The sequence below is a fragment of the Marinobacterium profundum genome, assembly GCF_001528745.1.
GTDB lineage: Bacteria > Pseudomonadota > Gammaproteobacteria > Pseudomonadales > Balneatricaceae > Marinobacterium_A > Marinobacterium_A profundum.
Genome location: NZ_BCNS01000109.1, coordinates 64,592 through 80,040, shown reverse-complemented (window position 1 = coordinate 80,040; position 15,449 = coordinate 64,592). Strand labels below are relative to the sequence as shown.

At 55.1% G+C, this 15,449-nt stretch carries 14 protein-coding genes; 5 read left to right on the top strand and 9 right to left on the bottom strand.

What is annotated here, in order from left to right; genetic code table 11:
• Positions 1 to 111: 111 nt before the first annotated feature.
• The gene (tnpA, locus tag MPRO_RS11455) at positions 112 to 546 is read left to right on the top strand and encodes an IS200/IS605 family transposase (protein WP_067292106.1); all 435 of its coding nucleotides are present in this window, start codon (positions 112 to 114) and stop codon (positions 544 to 546) included.
• A gap of 116 nt (positions 547 to 662) precedes the next feature.
• On the opposite strand, the gene MPRO_RS11450 is transcribed toward tnpA, so the two are convergent.
• From MPRO_RS11450 to ttdA, 4 genes are all read right to left on the bottom strand, one after another.
• A complete protein-coding gene (locus MPRO_RS11450; RefSeq protein WP_245635086.1) occupies positions 663 to 1,427 on the bottom strand; it encodes a tRNA (adenine(22)-N(1))-methyltransferase in 765 nt (254 codons plus the stop codon).
• Positions 1,428 to 1,718: 291 nt separating this feature from the next.
• The gene (locus tag MPRO_RS11445) at positions 1,719 to 2,558 is read right to left on the bottom strand and encodes an isocitrate lyase/PEP mutase family protein (RefSeq protein ID WP_067292104.1); all 840 of its coding nucleotides are present in this window, start codon (positions 2,556 to 2,558) and stop codon (positions 1,719 to 1,721) included.
• Between the two features lie 125 nt (positions 2,559 to 2,683).
• Complete coding sequence (gene ttdB, locus MPRO_RS11440; RefSeq protein WP_067292101.1) at positions 2,684 to 3,292, bottom strand: L(+)-tartrate dehydratase subunit beta; 609 nt, start codon at positions 3,290 to 3,292, stop codon at positions 2,684 to 2,686.
• Positions 3,289 to 4,188: a L(+)-tartrate dehydratase subunit alpha gene (gene ttdA, locus MPRO_RS11435; protein WP_082708678.1), complete on the bottom strand. Its 900-nt coding sequence runs from the start codon at positions 4,186 to 4,188 to the stop codon at positions 3,289 to 3,291. Before ttdA ends, ttdB begins: the two co-directional genes overlap by 4 nt.
• A gap of 201 nt (positions 4,189 to 4,389) precedes the next feature.
• Between ttdA and MPRO_RS11430 the strand changes: the two genes are divergently transcribed.
• Positions 4,390 to 5,310 carry a LysR family transcriptional regulator gene (locus MPRO_RS11430; RefSeq protein WP_067292098.1) on the top strand — a complete coding sequence of 307 codons (921 nt, stop codon included), beginning with the start codon at positions 4,390 to 4,392 and terminating at the stop codon, positions 5,308 to 5,310.
• Between the two features lie 71 nt (positions 5,311 to 5,381).
• Here the strand turns inward: MPRO_RS11430 and MPRO_RS11425 are convergent, their stop codons facing one another.
• The 3 genes from MPRO_RS11425 to MPRO_RS11415 all read right to left on the bottom strand — a co-directional run bounded on the left by MPRO_RS11425 (position 5,382) and on the right by MPRO_RS11415 (position 9,549).
• Positions 5,382 to 6,452: a tartrate dehydrogenase gene (locus tag MPRO_RS11425; protein WP_067292095.1), complete on the bottom strand. Its 1,071-nt coding sequence runs from the start codon at positions 6,450 to 6,452 to the stop codon at positions 5,382 to 5,384.
• 85 nt (positions 6,453 to 6,537) lie between these two features.
• The gene (locus tag MPRO_RS11420) at positions 6,538 to 8,553 is read right to left on the bottom strand and encodes a tripartite tricarboxylate transporter permease (protein ID WP_067292092.1); all 2,016 of its coding nucleotides are present in this window, start codon (positions 8,551 to 8,553) and stop codon (positions 6,538 to 6,540) included.
• 15 nt (positions 8,554 to 8,568) lie between these two features.
• The gene (locus MPRO_RS11415; RefSeq protein ID WP_245635085.1) at positions 8,569 to 9,549 is read right to left on the bottom strand and encodes a tripartite tricarboxylate transporter substrate binding protein; all 981 of its coding nucleotides are present in this window, start codon (positions 9,547 to 9,549) and stop codon (positions 8,569 to 8,571) included.
• A 400-nt stretch (positions 9,550 to 9,949) separates the two neighbouring features.
• Here MPRO_RS11415 and MPRO_RS11410 point away from each other — a divergent pair, with 400 nt between their 5' ends.
• From MPRO_RS11410 to MPRO_RS11400, 3 genes are all read left to right on the top strand, one after another.
• The gene (locus tag MPRO_RS11410; RefSeq protein ID WP_067292086.1) at positions 9,950 to 10,303 is read left to right on the top strand and encodes a RidA family protein; all 354 of its coding nucleotides are present in this window, start codon (positions 9,950 to 9,952) and stop codon (positions 10,301 to 10,303) included.
• Positions 10,304 to 10,487: 184 nt separating this feature from the next.
• Positions 10,488 to 10,862, top strand: a complete 375-nt coding sequence (locus tag MPRO_RS11405; protein ID WP_067292083.1) for a hypothetical protein — start codon at positions 10,488 to 10,490, stop codon at positions 10,860 to 10,862.
• 344 nt (positions 10,863 to 11,206) lie between these two features.
• A complete protein-coding gene (locus MPRO_RS11400; RefSeq protein ID WP_067292080.1) occupies positions 11,207 to 12,127 on the top strand; it encodes a glutaminase in 921 nt (306 codons plus the stop codon).
• Between the two features lie 241 nt (positions 12,128 to 12,368).
• On the opposite strand, the gene MPRO_RS11395 is transcribed toward MPRO_RS11400, so the two are convergent.
• Positions 12,369 to 13,397 (bottom strand): TAXI family TRAP transporter solute-binding subunit, encoded by a 1,029-nt coding sequence (locus MPRO_RS11395; RefSeq protein ID WP_067292079.1) that lies wholly within the window; start codon positions 13,395 to 13,397, stop codon positions 12,369 to 12,371.
• 96 nt (positions 13,398 to 13,493) lie between these two features.
• The gene (locus MPRO_RS11390; protein ID WP_082708676.1) at positions 13,494 to 15,386 is read right to left on the bottom strand and encodes a TRAP transporter permease; all 1,893 of its coding nucleotides are present in this window, start codon (positions 15,384 to 15,386) and stop codon (positions 13,494 to 13,496) included.
• Between the last annotated feature and the right edge of the window lie 63 nt (positions 15,387 to 15,449).

Below are 15,449 nucleotides of genomic sequence, written 5' to 3'. Positions count from 1 at the left end.
TAATTAATCAGGGGTAAACCCCCGGCTATGCCGGGGTGACTCGCATAGGTTTGACCGAGGCTACGGTCAATGTACCTTCGTCTTTCGACCAAGAAAGCAGAAGGAAACCCTATGCGAGACTATGAAAGTTTGGCGCATACGCGCTGGGATTGTAAGTACCACGTGGTGTTCATCCCGAAGAAGAGGCGAAAGGTGATCTATGGGAAGTTGCGCCGGTACATGGGAGAAATTTTCCATGAGCTTGCAGGACGCAAGGGCGTGAAGATCGTTGAGGGACACCTGATGCCGGATCACATCCACATGTGTATCAGCATTCCGCCCAAGTACTCGGTATCCAACGTGGTTGGCTACCTCAAGGGCAAAAGTGCGATCGCTATCGCAAGACAATTCAGAGGTCGTCAGAGAAATTTCAATGGCGAATATTTTTGGGCAAGAGGCTACTTCGTCTCGACGGTGGGCCTGGATGAAGAGATGGTTCGTGAGTACATCCGTAATCAGGAGAAAGCGGATGAACATCGGGATCAACTGAGGTTGGGGATGATGTAGCGCCTTGGGCGCAACTGATAGCCCTTTGAGGGCGTCCCCTGATAAGCCTCCGGCTTTGCCGGAGGTCATTTAACTCGTTAAAATGGCATTCAATATAGCTATATCTATTTCATGTATTAACTATCGGTCGCCGGGCTAACAGTCACAGCCTGGTATGCCTGGATAATAGACTGCACATCAACAGCATTACCCCGTTGTATCCTTAGATAATGCCGGATGGTCTTGCTCAGGTAGGCCGATGCCGTCCGTGCCTGTGCGCTGCAGGATGACTGCCATATCTGCTGGCCAACGGCGCTGATTTCTCCACAGTCTTGGTTGCTGGCGGCATGGGTGCAGACCAGCAGGACTTCGTAGAAACGCTGATTCTCTGCCACCAGAGCTTCTTCCTTGAGGCCAAAATTCAGCTGGATCAGTTGCTCTCTGAGTGCAAACTGGTGGTGTACCGGGCACAGCAGGAAGTCGATATCCGTCGCGGGATGCTTCTTATGAATCGCGGCGACCAGTTGCATCATCAGATCACCTCCGACACCCGCGATAATCACCAGATGTTTTCCTGAGTGTTGCTGCAGCGGCAGGGCGGCAGCATCGAGACAGTGCACTTGCCAGTGTGGCAAGGCTCGCGGCGAAAGGGCGCGCGCTTCTGGCTCTGATTGTGGCCCTGGTTGCGTTAATTCCAGCGGATAGAAATGCTGCAGCTTCGCCTCCAGCGCGTGCATAAGCGCGGGCACTCGGTCGACAAAGTGGATGCAGCTTGCGGCGTGGCGTGACAGCAGCTTCGCCCCCAGTAAGCCGTGGTCGCAGCAACAATCCCAGATATGGGCATAGTCGGCTGTGACCATGGCGTCGATCTGTGCAAGCCGCTTTCCGAGTGTGATGCCCAAGGCCTGTCCTGTGACGCGCTGTCTGTTTGGTGATTGATGCCGAAAAGCGGGCATTGTAGTGGGTTTCGACAGCAGGGAGAAGCAGCGGCCCTAGTATTCCCGTAACCCGGTGGCTGATACCTGCACTTTCGGAGTCCGCTGCGCCATGCTGGCCTGGTCCAGGGCAGGGGCGCCCGGAAATGACCACGGGTGAGTATTTCCCTGGCTGCTGTTGCTTGTGCTGCCTGTTGCCCTGGGAGCTGATGTTTTTTGTACAGCGCAACCATTTAATGAGCGAGTGCGGCAGGCTATTTACATAAATTCTTCTATAAGATTTGCGTAGAGTGTCTCATTGTTATAGATACTGGCGATTTCCTTCGCGCCAAGTACTCTGGACAGGCTCGTATTATCCCGTTGTGACAGATATGAAAGGTAGCTTGCGACCAGTGATGCTTCAAAAGACTGATGCCCGGAAAGATAGAGCCTTACTCTATTTTCATTAAGCTCGGCAGGGGACATTAGGTCTTCGTTGTTGTGGTTTATTAACATCAGGGGCAGGTCTATCGATGAGGATACGCGCTTCAGGAGGTTGATATCCTCAACCTGGGTCAGACAAATCGCGTCTACACCGGTTGAAGCATATAATGAAATTCGATCCAGAACGCTTTCGGTAGATTCATTCTTTAATACTGATGTTCTCGCTATGATCCCAAAGGATAGCGATTTTCGGGCCTGAAGAGCTGACTTTAGTTTTACAGCATGCCGTTCGGGGTCTACCAGCGGTCCTGTACATTTATTTTGCGGAACTGGAAATACCGTATCCTCAAGCGTAACCGCGTGGGCGCCGGCCTGTTCAAGGTCTGCGACTAGCCGCATGGCATTGAGTGGGTTGCCGTAGCCTCCATCGCCATCCACGATTATTGCAAGGCTGCTCGATTGGGTAATTCTTCTTACAAAATCAACCAGTTCAGTGGATGAAATCAGGCTGATATCGGGGACTCCTAGCAGTGCCATGGCGGCAATGGATCCACCCACAATACCATATTCAAACCCGACATCTCGGGCCATTCTCGCCGTCAAGGGGCTATAGACTGAGCCCAATCGCTCCAGGCTTGATGCTTCGAGAATGTCTCGGAAATGCTCGTTTCTCATACTGGTGAACCTTAATTATGTTACTAATACCGGGTTTTATGGGTAAACAATTCGCGCAACTTCTGTTTTAAAGTGGCTTGTTTGGTGAAGTTGCGCGAGCTTTAACTGATCTTATGTAAACTTGATTATTTTATGAATTTTAGCTGGTTTGAAATTTTTTCGAGAATCGGTCCCTTTTTCTCATTGAATCGGGCCTTGTTAGTTTCGAAAATATTATTTCCCTGCGTGTCTATGGAAATGATAAGAGGGCCAAACTCTCTGACACGATTTATCCAAAGGGTTTCCGGCATTCCTAGGTCTTTCCATTCAGCGCCTTCTATCGCTTCCACCTTGGTTGCGGCCACAACCGCGCAGCCACCAGGGAAAACGGCGTGTACGGCTTTGTTTTCACGGCAGCCTGCGGCGGTTTCCGGCCCCATGCCGCCTTTACCGATGATGAGTTTTACGCCTGTTTCTTCGATAAAGTGACGTTCAAATTTTTCCATTCTCATGCTCGTAGTGGGGCCGATTGAAATCATTTCATGGCTGCCATCCTCGTTTTCACGGACTATGGGGCCGGCATGAAAAATGGCACCGCCAACGATATCCACCGGCAGCTCTCTTCCCAGTTCAACAAGACGCCTGTGAGCGACATCACGGCAAGTTACCAGTTGGCCCGTAAGGTAAACGATATCGCCGACTTTCAGCTCTGCAAGGTCTTCGTCTTTAATGGGTGTTGTCAGGATTTTTTTCACAGTACTACTCCGTCGTGGGACATTATTTCATAGGAAAGGTCCGAATTAATACGAATCTTGCCTCTGCGGTGAGACCAGCATCCTGTCGATACAGCGACCCCAATGGTTGACGGGTGCCGAGCCGATGACTCGATATTCACACCCATGACACTGTTATTACCGGTCAGTCCCTGGGGACCTATGCCCAATTCGTTGAGCCCCTCTTCCAGCAGTTCTTCCATTTTGGCGGCATTATCGTTCTGGTGGCGCGAGTCGACAGGGCGGAGAATCGCTTTTTTAGACAGACGTGCAGCTGTTTCGGCTGAGGTGGAAACGCCCACGCCGACCAGCAGAGGTGGGCAGGCGTTAATACCCCGTGAGGTTATTACGTCCAGAACAAATTCTGCTACACCTTCGTATCCTTGCCCTGGCATCAGGACCTTGGATGCGCCTGGCAGGGTACAACCGCCACCCGCCATATAGACATCGATGGTTGCACTGTCTTCACCGGGGACGATTTCCCAATCCAGCCAGGGGATTTTCGAGCCGGTGTTTGTACCGGTGTTTTTCTCATCAAATGTTTCTACGGCATTGTGGCGCAGCGGTCCTAACCTGGTCGCTCCCAGGGTTGCATTTTCAAGAATACCCTCCAGCTCACCAAGCAATGGGAAGTTCGAGCCGGCGGCAATAAAATACTGTATTACTCCGGTATCCTGACAGCTGGGACGGTCCAGCTTGTCTGCGGCGTCCTGATTTTCGGCCATGACGTCGTAGATTTCTATCGCCAGGGGGTTGGTTTCCAGCTTGCGCAGTTCAGCTTGTTTCTTTATAACATCTCTGGGTAAACGCTTGCCGATATAGCTGGTAAATTTCGCCATAGTATCGGTCAGTCCTAGGATCGCTTCTTCTTTATTCAAGGCTCTATTCCTTACTTATGTATGATTAGGTATTTGGGGTAAAAATTTAAATTTGTATTTAATGTTTTCAATTTAAAATTATTTATATTTTTTGAATGCTAAAAAGGTTTTCTATAGTGCCGATTTGGTTTTTCTATTCTATACCCTGTGAATAATGTATGATTGAAATCTGCTCAAATCAGTATTTCCTGAAGGTTCATTATGAGTAATATCTCGGATCTGTATTTCTTCGTCACTTTGTCCAGGAATCAATCCCTTGCGGCGGCGGCGCGGGATCTCGATATAACGCCGTCGGCGGTGACAAAACGTTTGGCGTTGATGGAAAAACGGCTGGGTGTTCGGCTTGTTAACCGTACGACCAGGAAGATAAGCCTGACGACAGAGGGCGAAATTTATCTGTCTCGCGCGGTCTTGATTCTGTCCGATATTGATGAAATGGAACTTCTGGTTTCAAACCGAAAGGAAACCCCCGGAGGTTTGCTGCGAGTCAATGCGCCACTTGGGTTTGGTCGTCGCTATCTTTCGCCCGTTGTTTCGGAGTTCATCAAGCTTTATCCCGAAGTGGAGGTTCAACTTACGCTAACCGATGCCCCGGTGAACCTGCCTGACAAATCAATAGACGTAGTCATACGTTTTGGTGATATACCCGATTCGCGTCTGGTTGCTCGAAAAGTGGCTGATAACAGACGATTACTGTGCGCCGCACCTTCATACCTGGCACAGCATGGCCGACCGAATTCGGCCGCAGAGTTGTCAGGGCATAACTGCATTGTGTTACGCCAGAATAATCAGTCTTCAAGTTTGTGGCGCCTGACCCGTGGCGACAGGACGGAGTCGATCAAGGTCCATACCAGACTGAGTACCAACGACGGCGAGGTGGCGCTGAAGTGGGCTTTGGATGGCCACGGCATATTGATGAGAGCAGAGTGGGATTTGGCGAAGTACGTACGCAGTGGCCGATTGGAACTGCTGCTTGAGGATTACTCGACGCCGCCGGCGGATATTTATGCTGTTTATCTTGAGAAGGCGAATCTTTCTGCCAAGGTTGCCGTTTTTGTGGATTATCTCAGAGAGTCGTTTCTGATAGAAAATGCAGGAAAGATAAAAAGGGCACTGTGGTAAACAGCGCCCCTAAAAGCTGGCCCGCGACTGGTTATACCACTCGCGGGCACTCAATCTATAGACTTGTTCAATTAAATGGCGGATGCAACCGCCTTGCCGACATCTTCGGTTGTTGCATGACCATCCATATCCGGTGTGCGGGGGCCTTCTGCCAGTACCGTTTCGATGGCCGTCATAATTGAATTGGCTGCATCAAAGTAACCAAGGTGATCAAGCATCATGGCGCCGCTCCAGATCTGACCAATCGGGTTGGCGATTCCCTTGCCATAGATATCCGGCGCAGAGCCATGTACCGGTTCAAACAGTGACGGGAATAGGTTTTCCGGATTCAGGTTGGCGGATGGGGCGATTCCGATAGTGCCGGTGCAGGCGGGGCCGAGATCCGAAAGAATGTCCCCGAACAGATTGGATGCGACCACCACGTCAAACCAGTCGGGGTTGCGAACAAAGTGTGCCGTCAGTATGTCGATATGATATTTGTCAGCCCGGACATCCGGGTACTGTTCCGCCATGGCGGAGAAACGCTCGTCCCAGAAGGGCATTGAAATGGAAATGCCGTTCGACTTGGTTGCCGAGGTAACATGGCTGTTGCGCCTGCGGGCAAGTTCAAACGCATATTTCATGATCCGGTCTGTGCCGCGGCGCGTGAAGACACTCTCCTGCAGTACGGTTTCCTGGTCTGTGCCGTCGAAGATTCGGCCGCCCATACTGGAGTATTCGCCTTCGCTGTTTTCCCTCACGACATAAAAATCAATATCGCCCACTTTTCGATTGGCAAGCGGCGAGGGAACGCCCGGCATCAGTTTTACCGGGCGCAGGCATACATACTGATCAAACTGGCGACGGAACTGAATAAGCGAGCCCCAGAGGGAAATGTGGTCCGGTACTTTGTCGGGCCAGCCCACGGCGCCAAAGAAAATGGCGTCATGAGTACCGATCTGTGTCTTCCAGTCGTCCGGCATCATTTTGTTGTGCTGCAGGTAATAATCGCAGGATGCAAATTCAAAGTGTTCAAACTCAAGATCGATATTGAACTTGTTTTTGACTGCATCCAGTACACGTAGCCCCTCGGGTACCACTTCGTGACCGATGCCGTCACCGGGAATAACCGCAATCCTGTGCTTCTTGATAGTGCTGTTCATTCTGTGTTCCTTCCATGCGCTGGCATCCTGGCGCCTTCTTCACACCGCTTTCGCAACGGATACGGCGCCAGGATATCGGTGGTTTTTAGAAGAAGAGGCCGTCCGGCATTCTGATCAGCAGAACCCTGGACATCAGAAGGTAAAATCCGCCAACGATAGCGACTGAGCTGATCAGGTTGACGATGATTTCCTTTTTGTCTGGCCATTCGAAGGTAGTCGCCGCCGTCAGCGCCACGAACGCCAGCCAGCTCGAGACAAAGAAGCCAAGCACCGGCAGCAGCAGTGCCCACGCACCCAGTACGATGACCGTAACGAGGCGGCGGATATTGGACGCACCGGGAGCCTCAGATGCAGTGGTGCCCGCTATCAGGGTTTGCCGGCGCGGCCGGCGCAACTGCTGCACCGCGAGGATTGCCGACAGCACGACCAGCAGGGTGGCGATGGTTCCCGGGAATACCGCACCCATGGCCGACATGTCCTGGGTCTCGACATAGGCGCCAACGCCTGTGGCGATAAAGAGTGCCGCGAAGCCGATAACGGCAGAAGAGCGGCAGGTCGTAAGGGGCTGAGCCGCTGCTGCGGTAATATCCCGTTCCACGCCAGCCTTGCTGTCTTTGCGGCGCTTCAGGTGCTCGCCAATCAGAGGGTAGAGCAGGGTCAGGGCCGCGCAGATAATGATGGCCAGGCTGATCGGGCGACCGAAGAACATTTCGACGATTGCACCCTGGGCGTTGCCGATCAGGTACGTCTGCACGAAGCCCTGTTCTGCAATCTGTCCCAGTACCAGTCCCAGCACGATCGGAGACGGTGCAAAACCATAACGATTAAGTACCCATGCCAGCACGCCGAGAATGCACATCGTCAGTGTATCGTGGCTGTTGCTGTGAATGGCAAAACTGCCTATCACGGTCAGGAACGCAATCGTGGGTACCAGTAGTGTCTTGGGCGTGCGTGAAATGGACTTGAAAGCATAGCGTCCCAGCAGCAGGCCCGCCGGCAGCATCAGCAGTGTGGCAATCAGCAGGCCGTAAATGAACGTATAGACGATGTCACCCTGGGTGGTGAAAAGCGTCGGTCCGATCTTGATGCCCTGCACCAGCAGGGCGCCGAGAATGATCGCATCGGGCGGCGTACCGGGAATCCCGAGCACGAGTGTCGGGATGAAGCCACCGCCAACGGTTGCGTTATTGGCCGACTCAGTGGCAATCAGCCCATCGGGTTCGCCCTTGCCAAAGCGTTCGGGATGACGGGATGCACGTCGGGCTTCCGTATAGGACACCAGGCCTGCGATAGACCCGCCTGCACCTGGCAGAATGCCCACAATGGTGCCGATGACGGAGCTGCGCAGCATATTGAATTTTCCGCGCAGCGCAATCCGTACTGCCTCGGTTAAATAAGAGCGGTGTTTCACCGGCTGTGGCGCGATATGCGGATCCCGCGTTGCGACCAGGTCAATCAGTACCGGGATGCAGTAAAGACCTATAATCGCCGAGGTGATATCGATACCACCGAGCAGCGCCTGACTGTTGAAGGTGTAGCGGATATCGCCGCCGACAACCGCAACCCCGACGACGGATAGCAGCAGTCCGATACAGGCACCGATCAGCCCCTTGGTGGTGTTGCCCACCGACAGAGCCGATATGAGTGTCAGGCCGAACACCGCCAGCCAGAAGTACTCCGCCGGTCCGAACGCCAGCGCCACCTCCGCCAGTGGCGGAGCCAGCAGCAGCAGGCTGATGCCGCCGACCAGGCCACCAACCACCGAGGCGATGGTCGCAAGGGTGATGGCAAGCGCTCCATCCCCCCGCTTGGCCATCGGAAATCCGTCAAAGGTGGTGGCGATGGCGGACGGCGTACCAGGCGTATTCACCAAGATGGCGGAGAAGGCACCGCCATAGATGGCACCTGTATAGATGGCACCCAGCATGATCAAACCGGATGCCGGAGACATCGTGTAGGTGAACGGCACCAGAACCGCCACCGCCATGGTTGCAGAGAGGCCCGGCATGGAGCCAATTACCGTGCCGGCAACGACTCCGGCAAGCGCCATAAGCAGGTTGAGAGGTGTAAGCGCCTCAAATAGATACGTCAGCATTTCCATACTCGGGTCGCTCCCTTAGCGCTTGGCAGTGATGCCGAGTTTTTCTGCTACAGCAGTGTATTCCTTGGTCTTGGCTGCTATGAAATCGTCCATCTTGTCATAGGTGATATCGGTCAGCACAAAACCACCGTCTTCCATTTTCTGCTTGAAGTCAGGATCGGCGTTAATGGCCGAAACGATATCCGACACCTTCTGTTTGACATTTTCAGGGGTGGACGAAGGTACTGCGACGCCACGATAGGCACCGCCGACCAGGTCGAGATTCAGTTCACGGAAGGTGGGTACATCAGGGAATGCGGGCAGACGTTCCTCCGCCGCTACCGCCAGCATGCGCAGCTTGTCACCGTAGTTCGAGCCGGAGGTGGCATAGTTGAAACCGGCCATGACCTGACTGCCCAAGACTGCCGTCACGGCCGGGCCGGTGCCGCTGAACGGGATATAGGTAGTGGTTACGCCGGCCAGTTCATCGAAACGCACCTGGGCGATGTTATTGGAGGAGTTGGAGCCCGAGCCGCTGAAAGTGACCATGGCCGGATTCTTACTGGCATAGTCCATCAGATCGGACAGGGTCTTGAACGGACTATCGGTCGGGACGAAAATGGCATCCGGTGTGTAATGGAAGTAATGAACCGGTGTCAGGTCATCCGTTTGATAGCCGACTTCTTTTTGTAGCGGTTGCAGAATTGTATGGGGAATATTGATGCCCATGATGGTATAGCCATCCCCGGGCATGCCATTCAGCTGTGACCAGGCGGAGGCACCGCCAGCGCCCGCCATATACTGAATGACTGTGGGAGCTCCGGCGACCTTCTCGAAGGATGCCTGTTGGAAGCGGGCTGACAGGTCCGATTCGCCACCGGCATTGAACGGAATAATGTAGTTCACCGGCTTGCTGGGATAACTGTCTGCCGATGCTGTGGTCATAAAGGAGGCCACGGCAAGCGCGGTGGTGGCGGCTACGGATATGAGCATTGTTTTTAGGTTATTCGAATTCACTGCGGTCACCTTTGAGAATTGTAAGTTGTTTTCGCGGTTACATTTGTACACCACAATACTGATTAGTCTGTTGAAACTGGTTCACTACAGTATTGATTTGGTTTCACGGTGACGCCCGGCAGTGGCTTCCCCCCGCTGCAGATCAGTGCTATTAATTCGGGTTATTAACTTGGCTGACCAATAGATAGTCGGGCGGGCCCCTGCAGGCGCTGGTCCACCTTCGGCGTATGATTCCGGGCTGATGTGCCTCTACAAAAGCGGACTTGCACTTTTCACACCTTTATCCTTGCTCCTCGCACCTCGCACCTCGCACCTCGCTCACCCTGAAGCCCTTACCGCGCCAGCAGGAATCCGTTATTATCCGGGCCTGATTTCATCATCCATTTTTCAGGGTTGCTCTGTGGATATTCAACGTATCAATCCCTGTCCGCGCTGGTCGGACGCCACTGTTTACAACGGTATCGCGCACTTTGTTGAAGTCGCCGAAGGTGATACCAGCACGGACATCGTCGGGCAGGCGCAGCAGATTTTCGAGCAGGCCGAGGCATCGCTGGCATCCGTGGGCAGTGACAAGTCGCGCATTCTGTCCGTGACCATTTATGTTACCGATTTCGCCAACTTCGCGGGCTTCAACGCCGCTTGGGAGGCCTGGCTGCCGGCAGGTTGCGCGCCCAGTCGCGCCTGCGTAAAAGCGGAACTGGCACGGCCGGAACTGCTGGTGGAAATCGCTTTTGTCGCGGCGGCGGGTCAGTAAGATTGAGGCGGCCATGAAAGCACCGGCATGCAAGCGAGCGGTCGCGCCAGCATGACGGGCATCCGCCTTTTGCGCCGCCGTTAGCGTTTTTTGCCCGCACAGGGGCTATTCATCTGCCAGGTTAATAGTTCACGCAGGGGAGACAGGCCCCCTGACTTAAACAGCAGGCTCAAGGATGTGTGCAATGGAATCCAGGGAAACCCCGAGGTTGGTCACTGTGGCGCTGGCATCTGTGGACGAATTTCAGCAGCAGTGCCTGGCGGCACTGCATGCATTGGCAGATCCACCGTTGCGTCTGGCCTTGGAGGCCGATTTCGTCATGCCGCTGGCTGTGGGTCTGGAGTCCCGTGTCCCGATACTGTTGGCGCCCCCCATGCTGCTTGAGGACGTTAACGCCGTGGAATCCGCGCTGGACGCCTGGAGGCAGGCAATGGCGGACTGGGTACAGCAGAATGCCGTAAATACACCCGGACAGCTGTCCGTCAACCTCAGGGTCTTGACCCTTGATGAGGCTATAGAATCTGGTGCCTGCAATTTCAGTATTGCAATCAACCGCTAGTGTACTGCTTCGCTCTTAGAGGCGCTTTTAGCGAGTCGCCAGGAGGTTGGCCGCACGGCGCAATTTCGAAGCCATAGCGGGCCTGTTTCAAGGAAATGCAACACCGCGGACGACCTTCTGGCGGCTCGCCCGCAGGGAGCGCGCCCATTCGCGCCCTGCTGCGTTACCCCTCTTGGCAAGAGCCCCACTATTACCGGCGAACGGCGCCTTGCCGGACACGCATTGGCGGGCTCTATAAGCACCCATTAGAGCGAAGCAGTACACTAGTGCTCGCTTTCAGGCCCCGGTTATAATGCGGCCGCCGCACGATAATCATTCCAACACAGAGCACCGCCGGAGCACCCATGCAGGACATCCTGGACGAGATCACCGCAACCCTATCCACCCGGGAGGACAGGGGCGAGGTGGCGCAGTATATTCCGGAGCTCGCCATCGTTGATCCGCAGCAGTTTGGTATCAGTGTGGCGCTGGCGGATGGGCGCACCTTCAGTGCCGGCAACGCCAGTGATCTGTTTTCGATCCAGAGTATTTCCAAGGTGTTTACCCTCACCATTGCGCTGGGCAAACTTGGCGATGCGGTCTGGTCGCGGGTCGGGCGGGAGCCCTCGGGGGATCCGTTCAATTCCATCGTGCAGCTGGAACATGAGAGCGGCAAGCCGCGCAATCCCTTTATCAATGCCGGCGCCATCGCCGTTGTAGATGCCATCATGATGGGGCATCAGCCTCGGGAAACCCTGGCGGAGATTCTGCAGTTCGTGCGCTTTATCGCCAATGATTCCAGTATCGGCATTGATGAAAAGGTGGCACGCTCGGAATTGAAAACCGGCGATCGCAATGCTTCCCTGGCGTATTTCATGGCCTCGTTCGGCCGTCTGAAGCATCCGGTGGATCAGGTGCTGGGCACCTACTTTCATCACTGCTCCATTTCCATGACCTGCCAGCAATTGGCCCAGGCGGGCCTGTTTCTGGTATCCGATGGCGTTAACGCCAACACCGGTGTGCGGGTGGTATCGGCCCAGCGGGCGCGGCGTATCAACTCGATGATGCTGATGTGCGGTCACTATGATGGTTCGGGGGAATTCGCTTACCGTGTGGGCCTGCCGGGCAAAAGTGGCGTCGGCGGCGGTATCCTCGCCATTGCGCCGGGCAAGGGCTCCATTGCCGTCTGGTCACCGGGGCTGGATAAAATTGGCAACAGCAAGCTGGGCACCGAAGCACTGGAAATGCTAGTGCAAAGAACCGGCTGGTCGGTGTTCGGGCACTGATTGTCTTTGTCGCTGATGAGGGGGAGTGCCCACCTCTATTAGCAGTCACCTGGCCGATAGGGTGGCCCTGAATCGCCGGTTCCGTGAACGCAAGAGGCGTATTAGCGTTAGCAACAATCAGCTTGTCCGCAGTGCAGGGTCAGCTCACAGGCGCGGTTAGCTGTTTGGGCTCTGAAAGCACAAGGCCGGGGGATATATTCCCGGCCTTGTGGAATGCTGAGGTTACAGCCTCCTAGCTTTCTTATTTGGCCGACAGCCCAGCGGGAATATCAAGTTTGACTTCACGGTAGTAGCGCTCGGCACCTGGATGCAGCGGTATGTTGAGATCAACCAGGGCGTTTTCCAGGGTAATATTCCTTAGCATCTTGGTCTGTTGTGCGCGTTCGCCGATATTTTCCCAGAAGGTTTTCGTCATTTTATAGGCAGTCTCTTCCGATAGGTCCTGGTTGGTGACGATACCGACAGTAACGCCCACCGTATTGATATCCCCGGGAGTCAGCTGGTTTTCCCCGTAGGTGCCGGCGGCTATGGTGCCCAGGCCATAGCCTGGACGCTTGAGCAGCGCCTGGAGTCCAGGATTGTTGCTGGTGTCCAGGGGCAGGCTCAGCAGCCGGATGCTGTTGGTCAGCACCACCTGGCTCATGACCGGGCTCGGCGGCAGGGTGGGGTTAAAGTAGACGTCAATATGGCCGTCCTGGAAGCTTTGTGCCGCGGCATCCCAGCCCAGGCCGACCACTGTGTAGTCTTCGTCTGCCTTGAAGCCGGTCATGGCCTCGATAATCATGCGTGACGTCTGGTAAGCCACGCCCCCCGGTGGGCCCAGGAATACACGCTTGCCCTTTAAATCCTCGAAATCGTTAATCCCTGAGTCGGCAAAGGTCGCAATATGGTAGTAGCCCATCGAAAAGTTGAAGAGGGCGCGCAATTTTTCGGACTGCTTGCCGACACCCTTAGCCTTGGAAAAGGGGCCTGTCTCGGTCTGCATCAGGTGGTGCAGGTTGGGTGAGGACATGAAAAACTGGGATTTCCCCATGGCCGTCTCAACGGCGTGGCGGGTGGCTGCACCTGTAGCATTCACCTGGATGCTGTATTCCGGCAGTTTCTCGTTGATGATATTGGCAAAGGTGTTCATGACGACATAGGGCGAGGTGCCAGGCCCCAGTGTCGACATGCGCATGTTCTGTGCCGCTGCGGATGGGGTTGCAAGCGTCAGCGATACCGCCAGAGTTGCCGCGAGGCACAGGCTTTTCTTATACAGGGAATTAAGCATATTGATTCCTTTTTTATGGTGGTGCGTTTTATAGGGTCAATGTTGTTGCGGTCAATCAAGGCCTTTGCCTAGAGGCAAAGGCCTTGCTAATTGAACTCAGACTTTCCTGGCGGGCTGAAGTGGGCGGTTTACTGCTGCGCGTCGAGTGCGGTAAATCACCTCTATTCCCAGGCTCAGCAGCAGGGCCGCGACCTGCAAGCTCAGCGTGGGCATGATGAGGCAAACGGCGCTGGCAATACTGGCGACTGTCCACAGAGGGCTACGCCCTGACATGACTGCGAGCATCCAGATCGCAAAACCAAGGCGCAGCATGATCCAGCAGAACTCGGTGATTGAAAAGTCGGTAATCAGCAGCATCGAGGGGTTAAAGGCGAAGGCGAACGGCACCAGAAAACCGATTAGCGCCAGGCGCACCGCCGTCAGGCTGATTCCCATCGGGTTTGCCTGGGCAATGGAGCCTGCGGCAAAGGCTGCCAAGGCTACGGGAGGTGTGATTGCCGACATGACGGCGAAGTACACCACGAACAGGTGGGCTGCGACTGTAGGTACGCCAAGCGCTTCGACGGCCGGTCCCATGACCAGAATGATGATCAGATAGGCGGGTACCGTGGGCATGCCCATGCCCATGACCAGGCAGGCGAGTGCCATGAGCAGCAAGGACATCAGGAGGGAGCCATCGGAGAGTGTCTGGGCGAGCGCTGCGAAGCGCAGACCCAGGCCCGTCAGATTCATAACACCGACGATGATGCCTACGGCTGCAACCGCAACCAGGATAGTGGAACTGGCGGAGGCAGCATTGGTTATCGCCTGGCGCAGGGCGGCGACTGAACGTACCTTGGGGTTGATTATCACGCCCAGTAACAGGGCGACCAAGGTGGCCCAAAATCCAGCCAGCGCAGGCGACTTTCCGTCAATGAGCATGGTGATAATGATACCCAGAGGTATGGCAAAAATTGACAGCATCAGCCAGTCATGGCGTGACATGCGTGGCAGGGAGTCCCGGTCCGGGCGTTCGATACCGGCACGGCGTGCTTCGGCAGAGATGCAGGCAAACAGGCTGCCGTAGTAGAGCAGCGCCGGAATCAGCGCGGCCAGGCATATCTGCAGATACGGGATGCCGGTCAGATCGGACATGATGAAGGCCACGGCGCCCATGATGGGCGGCATGATCTGGCCTCCGCTGGAGGCTGCGGTTTCCACCGCGCCGGCAAAGCGGGCGGAAAAGCCGCTGCGTTTGATCATTGGAATAGTGACGACACCGGTGCCGACGACGTTGGCTACGGCAGAACCGGATACAGAGCCAAAGAGCGCGCTCGCCAGTACAGCGGCATGAGCCGAGCCGCCGCGCAGCCAGCCCAGGCTGCGCATGGCCAGTTTCAGCAAGACTTCGCCGGCGCCGAGTACTTCCAGCAGAGCGCCAAAGATGATGAATATAATGATGGTGCTGACGACGACGGCAAGGGGGCGCCCAAAGACACCGTCGAAGCTGTACCAGAGCGTAAAGGTCATATCTGGCCAGCTAACGCCGGTATGGCTGAGAATACCGCCGAGTTGCTGGCCAAACAGGCCGTAGGCGATCGCGGTGGCGCACACCAGCACCAGCGGCAGGCCCACCATGCGGCGCGCCATTTCCAATACCACTATCAGAGCGCCAATACCGAGCGCGACATCGATAGGTTCGAGAAAATACAGTCCCGTTTCCATGGCTTCGGCAATCTGGGCATAACGCGCCAGCGCGGCCAGTAACAGAGCGCAAAGCACGATATCCACTATCAATCGCAATTTGGATACGGCGATTCCCGGCCGGCTCAGCAGAAGCAGAATGCCCAGGCCCAGGCCGCCGACCCGCACCAGAGTATCGTCGTAGATACCGAAGCGGGCCGTATAGAAGGTACCTGCGACCAGCGTAGTCGCCAGCAGCAGGAAGATGGCATGGCGCAGCAATTGTGCCCAGCGTAAAAGGGGCATGTCTGGAGTTGTTGTTATCATTGGTCAACCTTTATGCAACAGACGAGCTAGAGTGGAGTACGACCTCACTCTAGGGGGTTGGAG